The 8302-nt window shown below is 46.0% G+C and carries 8 protein-coding genes; all 8 read right to left on the bottom strand.

All coding sequences use genetic code 11. The features are described 5' to 3' along the window. The coding region (locus A3756_RS19285) for a type II secretion system protein (protein WP_156490612.1) at positions 1-244 on the bottom strand (244 nt) is incomplete at its 3' end. A 220-nt stretch (positions 245-464) separates the two neighbouring features. Beyond that, complete coding sequence (locus A3756_RS19280) at positions 465-968, bottom strand: Tfp pilus assembly protein FimT/FimU (protein ID WP_068554219.1); 504 nt, start codon at positions 966-968, stop codon at positions 465-467. Positions 969-1063: 95 nt separating this feature from the next. Further along, entirely contained in the window at positions 1064-1639 is a 576-nt protein-coding gene (locus A3756_RS19275; RefSeq protein WP_068554344.1) for a hypothetical protein, read from the bottom strand. Positions 1640-1644: 5 nt separating this feature from the next. Further along, the gene (locus A3756_RS19270) at positions 1645-2871 is read right to left on the bottom strand and encodes a type II secretion system F family protein (protein ID WP_068554338.1); all 1227 of its coding nucleotides are present in this window, start codon (positions 2869-2871) and stop codon (positions 1645-1647) included. Positions 2872-2895: 24 nt separating this feature from the next. Next, a complete protein-coding gene (locus A3756_RS19265; RefSeq protein WP_068554346.1) occupies positions 2896-4659 on the bottom strand; it encodes a GspE/PulE family protein in 1764 nt (587 codons plus the stop codon). 12 nt (positions 4660-4671) lie between these two features. Then, the gene (locus tag A3756_RS19260; protein WP_068509830.1) at positions 4672-5889 is read right to left on the bottom strand and encodes a M48 family metallopeptidase; all 1218 of its coding nucleotides are present in this window, start codon (positions 5887-5889) and stop codon (positions 4672-4674) included. Beyond that, positions 5886-6827 carry an ExeA family protein gene (locus A3756_RS19255; RefSeq protein WP_231875579.1) on the bottom strand — a complete coding sequence of 314 codons (942 nt, stop codon included), beginning with the start codon at positions 6825-6827 and terminating at the stop codon, positions 5886-5888. The genes A3756_RS19260 and A3756_RS19255 overlap by 4 nt, the downstream gene beginning before the upstream one ends. Before the next feature lie 22 nt (positions 6828-6849). Further along, positions 6850-8302: pilus (MSHA type) biogenesis protein MshL (gene mshL / locus A3756_RS19250; protein ID WP_068554334.1), on the bottom strand; the 1453-nt coding region annotated here is incomplete at its 5' end.

Here is an 8302-nt window from a genome sequence, read left to right as displayed (position 1 = left end):
TCAACATCTGAATAACCTGACCTTCCATTGTAATTTCAGTCAAGGAGTTATCGCCCTGAACCAAATAGTCTGCGTGAGCTATGGATGACGCAGACCTCATCGCGCCATAAGCACCTTGAAGTGCTGCAGCACGCGCTTCACCACCTAAGTCTGCAAAACGAGGCAATGCAAAGGCTGCCAAAATACCTAAGATCACGATAACCATGACCAATTCGATGAGTGTAAAACCCGCTTGACGCTTCATGAGTAGAGCTCCTAAATCTTAATAATTATTTACTGCTTTCGTTCGTTAAAATTAAAAGTTAATGCTTCTTGGACTTAACGCCAAGTTTAAGTAGCACTAAAACTTCGTTCACTAATCTATTGATTTAACTATAGACATGCTTTTAAAACTTCGCACATCATTAATGTATGTTTTTGTTTAAAAATCGTAACAACAAAGCTTACTTTCTTAATAAAACTGCTTAAGGCTGAATATCTGTATAGACAGTGCCGGTGTTCGGGTCATACTCAACGTTATGTCCATCAACTGTTGCCTGATAGGTATATCGACAATCACCAGAATTCACCGTTGTCAGGTAGTCTTCACCCACGGCTGTCGACGTCGTTAGGCCATTAGTATTCATTAATGCCCCCCACAGTGCATTACACTCAGCAGCGGTCATTCCACTGGGGTTGGTGTTACCATTTACGCCTGTTGGCCAGCCATCGACACTAACATCGATAACATTATCTGGTTCACCATATCCAGGTAAGTCTGTAATGGCGGTACGGGTACCGTTTGCCAGCCACTGGGCTCTAACCAGTGAAACCGACGAGGTAAAACTACCACCAGCGCCTTCAACAGCCGATCGATGCGCCTCGTCAGAAATCTCGGCAAACTTCGGGAAGGCCACCGCAGAAAGAATAGCTAGCACGGCAATCACGACCACTAACTCAATTAATGTAAAGCCGGACATTTTTTTCATAACTTCAAACTCTCTTCATCAATGTAAATTGAAACCTGTTTTTGAAAACCCGTTTTTGAAAACCAAGTACCTGCTTCAGAAACTGCGCTCATGGTTTACGGCATGAGCTGCAGAACTAACCCTTCATATTCTGAATGTTTATTCGCTTGAACTTTATCCTTTGACAATAGACCAACTACTCTAAATCGCAACCATTGCGAATATCTTTGGCGCTGCCATTCAGGTTCATCGCTAACAATCCTTGAGAACTCCCCCTGCAATTGCGCTCGCAAACTCTCTACTGACACATCGCGCGGCTGATAAGCAATATCTCTTAGTTTTGGGTCAAATACCCAAACACCCGCTAGGTGCTGACTTTCCTCTAAAGCTTGCTCTCCAACATAGTGCGTCACGTCATCCTGAACCCAGTTCATCGGATTTGCGCCCACAAACTCTGCCATTGCTTGCGGCCTATCCTGGGCCACCAGAGATGCCTGCATCAAGGTAACAGCAGCATTGAGTTCTTTAAGCCTATGAATAAACTGTACACGCTCGGCATTCACTAGCTCTTGATTCAAACGTTCAGCCAACCAATTCAAGGCGAACACAATAATCAGAAGGCTCACTGCGACCACAAAATAGCGATTGCCGAAACTGCGCTCATAAACAGTTTTTTCTTCCGCTTTATACACGCTGTCTACCGTCCCATTGCTGCCTGGCCCAAGTCCCAGATTGGCAAGAAGACGCCTAATGCCAAGACCAAGACAATGCCGCCCATTGCAACGATTAATATTGGTTCGATTGCTTCAGACAAGCGCTTTAACGAGTAGTCTGCTTCTTCATCATAAAAGTCTGCCACTTCATCCAATAGGCTATCGATCGAGCCGGTCTCTTCACCAACCGCCATCATCTGCAATACCAAGGGGGTAAATATTTCGGTAGCACGCGCCGTTCTTAATAGGCTATCGCCACGCTCTATTCCCACTTTCATATCAATAATTCGTTTACCGATAAACTTATTCCCCGAGGCCTCCGCTGCAATCGCCAAAGCATGAGTAATCGGCATGCCGGAAGCGAGCATCATGGCAAAGTTTCGGGTAAATCGTGATAAGGCGATCTGTTCAAATAAAACCCCTACTATTGGAAAGCCGAGTTTTTTCCTATCCCAAATATAATTGCCATTCTCCGTCGCCACCCACTGTTTAAAGGCATATATTCCCGCAAAAATAAGACCGATAATCAGCCACCAGTAAGCCAAACAAAACTCAGAGGTCGCCACAAGTATCTGAGTCGGTAGCGGCAGGTCTGCACCAAATTTGGCAAAGACACTGGCAAATTTTGGAATAACGAACAAGTTAACAATAAACAAGGCGATGAAGATCGCAGAAATAACCATGGTTGGATAGCGAGTCGCTTGCTTGATACGTTTACGTGTATCACGCTCCATTTCCAGGCTCTCACTTAATCGTTTAAAGGCTTCCTCAAGTTGACCTGTATTTTCACCTACGTGAATCATACTAATAAACAAATCAGAAAAGACCTTGGGGTGGGCCTGCATGCATGAAGCTAAATTCACACCTGACTCTAGGCGCTGAGAAACATCAAAGAGTGTCTCGCGAAGCACTTCTGACTTGGTTGAATCCGCCAAGCCTTTCATTGCACGTATAATAGGAATACCGGCGCGAGCCAAAGCATTCATTTGCCGACAAAAAATAATCAGCTCATCAAGCGTCACTTTGGGTTTGATCAGCTGTATATTTATACTGCCCAAACTTTTTGACGCTTCCTGCAGCTCACTGATTTGAACCGGAGTAATACCTTTTTTAAGCAGCTCATTGGCAGCAGCTGACTCTGAAGCTATCTCCAGTTCACCGCTAACCTGGGCCCCTTTTGCATCACGCCCCTTGTATTGAAATCGAGCCATTAACCCTGCCACCCTTCAAGTAAGTTACTCATCGAGTTCATCCAGGTCTATTTCCAGCTCATCGTCCAAGCTTGCCCCCAATTCATCAAGGGTTGCAGAAATTCTGAAGACCTCATCAATCGTCGTAATACCCTGACGCGCATACTCTAAGGCGCACCGATCCAAGGGCTCGTAATAAGCATTCATCTTGGCAGCTTCAGCAAAGGCATCCGGGTCTGCACGACGAAGCGCCCCCAAAGTACGATCATCCATTTCTAGCCACTCGTAAATACCTACTCGCCCTTTATAGCCGGTATTACTGCACTGGTAACAGCCGCTTCCAACAGTGAAATTATCTGGTAGGATTTCACCTTCAGCGACCATACTACCTAGCCAGATTCTCTCCTGTTCCGTTGGGTGATACTCGGTCGCACAGTTCGGGCATACCCGTCTGATAAGACGCTGGGCCAGCACCCCGCCCAAAGAACTCGCTACCAAATAAGGCTCTGCGCCCATATCAATCAAACGCATGGCACTGCCAATCGCGTCATTGGTATGCAAGGTCGACATCACCATATGACCTGTCATTGCCGCCCGCAAGCCAATTTCTGCGGTCTCTTGGTCTCGCATCTCACCAACCAAAACAATATCCGGGTCTTGACGCAAACAGGCCCTAAGTACGGTAGAAAAATTCAATCCCACCTTTGGGTTAACCTGTACCTGAGTAATTCGCGGAAGACGATATTCAACCGGATCTTCTGCGGTAATAATTTTTACTTCTGGTTTGTTCAATTCAGATAGCGCGCCATACAAAGTGGTAGTTTTACCACTCCCCGTCGGCCCGGTTACCAGTACCAGTCCATGCGGACGTGTCACTGCGATTCTAAAACGCTCGAGTATTTTGGGGGGCATACCTACCTTGTCCAGCCCCAGAATACCTTCGGTCTGATCAAGAAGACGCATCACCACGGACTCGCCATATTGCGTAGGCATCGTCGATAGACGCACATCCACTGACCGCGCCTTAACCCTAACGTTAAAGCGTCCATCTTGAGGAATTCTTTTTTCGGATATATTTAAGCCCGACATCAACTTCAAACGCAGTACCAGGGCGGCATTGATTCGTGTCTCTTTCATCACCTGCTCTTGCAGAATGCCATCTATACGCTGCCTGATTCGTACCACACTTTCGTCTGGTTCAATATGTATATCAGATGCTCTCGCCTGCACCGCATCTTCAAAAATAGATTGCAGCAGTTTTACAACCGGTGCTTCACTGTCATCTCCGGTCGTGGTTAACTCAGCCAAGTCGAAAGCATCATCTTCCAACTCTTCTTCAAGCTCTCCAGCCAAGTGAGATATTTCTTCTGTTTTACGATAAACCATGTCAATGGTCGTCAAGAGCTCGCTTTCACGAACAACCGCTAGACGTAAAGGCTGGTTGACCGCTCGACCAATCTCATCGAAGGCCATCAGATCCATCGGGTCGGCCATGCCGACTAACAACTCTCCCTGCTGTTCATCTAAGACTATCGCTCTGAAACGTCGCGCTAATGTCTCCGGCAACTTATTGACCAGGTCGTTATTAAACTGGTAATGACGAAGGTGAACAAAGGGCACTTCCAACTGCTGAGACAGTAAATTCAGAAGTTTGTCTTCATCAACATAACCAAGATCGATCAGCGCTTTACCGAGCTTCCTTCCGGTCTTTTTCTGCTCCGATAGGGCCGTCATTAGCTGATCTTCGGTAATAACACCGTTTTGTATCAGCAAGTCACCAATTCGAATTTTCTTTTTCGGTTCACTCATATCTTCACTCAATTACTTTACCGAGGACAGGGCTGTCAGCCGCTGACCGATATAACTCTCTAGCGCACGATTCAAACCAGGCAGGGTCATCGCCTGTTGATAAGCAAATACAGCCTGCCGCCCTTGTTTAAGCTGGTCTGCCGCAATCCCCAAACCAGCCCACCAGTCTGCAACCGTGTCGTTGCTCTGTATAAGCTGACTGTATTGTTCAAACGCTTTGCCTGATTGCCCATTTCGTTGGTATAGCGATGCCATCAATGCAAAGTACTCTGGCATCTTGTCAATATCTGGCAAGGACTGCTCTAGTAAAGCAACGGCGAGCTCAGGCTCCCCTTGCATCAACATCCATCGCGCTTTAACTTGTCTCAGGTCTGGGCTCAATGGCTTACCCGCCCGGCCCAGCAGGCCCGACAGCTCGTTGAAGCGCTGGTCTTGCAGTAAGCGATTTGCCAAAACGCTGAGCGTTTTATCGACAGTCTTGTTCTCGGCAACAAAAGCCTGCATTAAAGCATAAGCTTCTGCTGGCTTACCTATTTCAAATAATGAAATAGCATCTGATGCCATTTTTAAATCAAGTGCAGAGGGAGACAAAACAACACCAAGCGGCTTGGCCTTGGTTTTCGCTTTTGTCTGCAAATTTGGCTCAGCATCAGCTCCCTTGCTAACAGTACTCTTATCAACTTTTGGCTGAGTCACAATATTATCGCTAGCCTTTTTGACTTCACGACTCTCTTTTGCCACAACAGATTTCGTTGCTTTGCTTTCTTCCACGACACTTGTTCGCGCTTTTTTCTCAACAATAGCCGAGGCAACCGGCTCCACTCTTTTCTTTTCTTTTAGCGCAGATTCTTGCAAAACCTGAGTCTGTTTCGTCGCTACAGCAGGTTCGAGTAATTTAGGCCCGGCTATCTGCTTTTCATTTACTGTCTGCTCTTCGACAGGCATTGTCGGCGCTTGCTGTGAAAGCCCTGCTTCCGATTGAACCGCCCGCTCACTATTATTGTCTCTATCTCCAGAGACAACAGTGCTTTCCTCAGTCGACATAAGAATATAAGCAAACAAGCTCGCCACCAGAATGACCAAGACGACCAAAATAAGATCTTTCTGCTTAAAGCTACTTTGTTTGGGCTCGATCATGCTTTCTCGAGACACGCCCGTATCTAGGGAACCGGTTTGCTCAGGGGCTTTACGCTTCTCCAGATCCCTAAGCATATCATTGACTAAACTCATGAAAGCGCTCCAGGTAGAGGCATAGATCGCCACCAGGGTTTATGTGCGCTTTCCGTATCTTTAATCGCTGCTTTCATATGCTTCGCGGTCACTAGGTTTACACCCTCACCAAAGGCGCCCATCAGCGCCTTATGGCATAAAATATTTACCAAGCGAGGAATACCTTTGGATGCACTCACTAATAGTGAAATTGCTTTTGCTTCAAACAAACGACCACCGCTGTATCCTGCCAGGATCATTCGATGAGAAATATATTGTTCGACACCCTCCCTATCGAGCGGGCGAATTTCATGCTGAAACGTTATTCTTTGCTGCAGCTGTCGAAGACTTTTGCTATTCAACGTTTCATCCAATTCTGGCTGACCAAAGAGTACAACCTGCATCAGTTTTGCCGATTCCGTTTCCAGGTTGGTGAGCAAGCGCAAGGCTTCTATAGTGTCTTCCGGCATCGATTGCGCTTCATCAATCACCAGAACGACTTGTTTATCGAGTGCAGCCAAGGCCAATAAAGCTTTTTGGATATTTCCCAAAGCCAGTACATGCTGATCTGTTGCAACCGAGCCAAGCTGTTTAGGCTCTTCAATTATTATTTCACTATTTGCCGGACTAGCGCTTTCCAAAGCAGCTTCGAGCTCATCAGAGATCAGGCAATAGAGTGTTGCCGGTGAAAAATGGGGGTTAGGCAAGTAGACAGTAACGAAAGGGTCTTCGAGAGAGTTTAAAAGTTTCCTACACAGTAAAGTCTTACCGGTACCGACTTCTCCGGACACTTTGATAAAGCCTTCTTTGTTATTCAAGGCCCATAACAGCATTTCCAAACCGTGTTGATGCGTCTCCGACTTGAGAAAGAAGTGAGTGTTTGGGGTCAATGTGAATGGCGCTTCATTTAAGCCAAAAAAGGACTCGTACATATCAAGTTGCTCTATTTTAGACGACAAGTCTTATACTTAAGTCCAAACCTCAATAAAAACTGGTTTGGACAGGTGCAGCCATTACATCTCTAAACTCGCCAAAACGGTCTCGGCTTGCTTTGATATCCTGACGAATGACTCGACGGTTCGTCACCGTTGGGCGAAGCAAGATAACCAACTCGGTTTTCTCAGACTGTTCGCCTTTTTGCTTGAATAACTCTCCAACCAAAGGAAGCTCAGACAGGAAAGGCACGCTGGAATTATTATCCGAACTTCGATTTTGAATCAGGCCACCGATCACAACAATCTGACCATTTTCTGCCGTAATAATACTGTCAGATTCTCGAATACTCGAAAATGCCAAAGGCAAATCCAAGTCCTGACCACCGACTGAAATAATTTTCTGCTGATCTTCCACCTTACTAATTGTTGGGTGGACATGAAGAATAATCTTGCCATCTTCACTAATCTGAGGCGTCACATCCAAGGCAATTCCCGAGAAGAAAGGTGTCAAATCAATGTCTGTAGACGTAGAGTTCGAATCACTATTAGATTCAAAATCGATATCTGTTACAAAGTACTCATCACTTCCTACTTTTATCACAGCTTTCTGGTTATTTACCGTTGCGATGCGAGGGCTGGACAATACCTGAACATTTCCTTGAGTGCCTAGCAGGTTGATCGTGGTATCAAAGTTACCTAGCTTTATTGTCGAGGCGAAAACACCTCCTACATCTCCAGACGTCACCTGACGTGCGAGCTGGGTAAAATTCACACCATTTTTCGGGTTGCCCGATGAGTCCAAACTATCACTTGCACGTGAGAAGCTCCAGTCGACACCTTGCTGATATCCTTCATTCAAGCTCACTTCTAATATCTTCGCTTCAAGAATAACCTGGCGTTGAAGTATCAACTCTGAGCTTTCCAAGTAACGCTCCACCGAAGCAAGCGTGTCGCTATCAGCACGTACGACGGCCATACCTGTGCTTGGAGTAATCACAACAGAGTTGCCTTCTTTACTACCAATAATCAGCTGTAATGTACTTTCCAGACGCTGCCAGAAATCGTTCTGGTTAGTGGTCGCAATACGAGTTCCGAAACCGCTGCTTTGCGTACTAGCACTGCCAGAATCTGAGTCGGAGTCACTTGAGGAAGAGCTTCCTCCACTTGAGTTTTGAGTAATTTGTCCAGAGCTAACGCGCGTCTCACTATCGCCGTTTCGGTTTACATTCAGATAGTTTATTTGAAAGATCTGGGTACGAAGCCCGGCAGGGAAGACCTTTATAAGTCGGCCTGACTCCTCATATTCATAACCATAGATATCTTTGGCAATGCTCATCACTTCAGATACCGTTACATCCCTGAGTTGCAAGCTAATACTGCCACTAACATCAGGATGAACAACCATATTTTTATTTGTACCGTCTACAAGGCCGGCAAAGAAATCCCGTGCCGGAACATTGTTCACGCCAATATCAAAGCGCGGCTCAATTTTTCCTATT

It is taken from the genome of Oleiphilus sp. HI0086 (assembly GCF_001635225.1).
The sequence above is the reverse complement of the archived record's forward strand: the minus strand, read 5'-3'. Positions and strand labels throughout refer to the sequence as shown.

Coding starts and splice junctions, on each gene's coding strand:
- A3756_RS19265 (WP_068554346.1), bottom strand. CDS start 4,659: ATGAGTGAACCGAAAAAGAAAATTCGAATTGGTGACTTGCTGATACAA.
- A3756_RS19270 (WP_068554338.1), bottom strand. CDS start 2,871: ATGGCTCGATTTCAATACAAGGGGCGTGATGCAAAAGGGGCCCAGGTT.
- A3756_RS19260 (WP_068509830.1), bottom strand. CDS start 5,889: ATGAGTTTAGTCAATGATATGCTTAGGGATCTGGAGAAGCGTAAAGCC.
- A3756_RS19280 (WP_068554219.1), bottom strand. CDS start 968: ATGAAAAAAATGTCCGGCTTTACATTAATTGAGTTAGTGGTCGTGATT.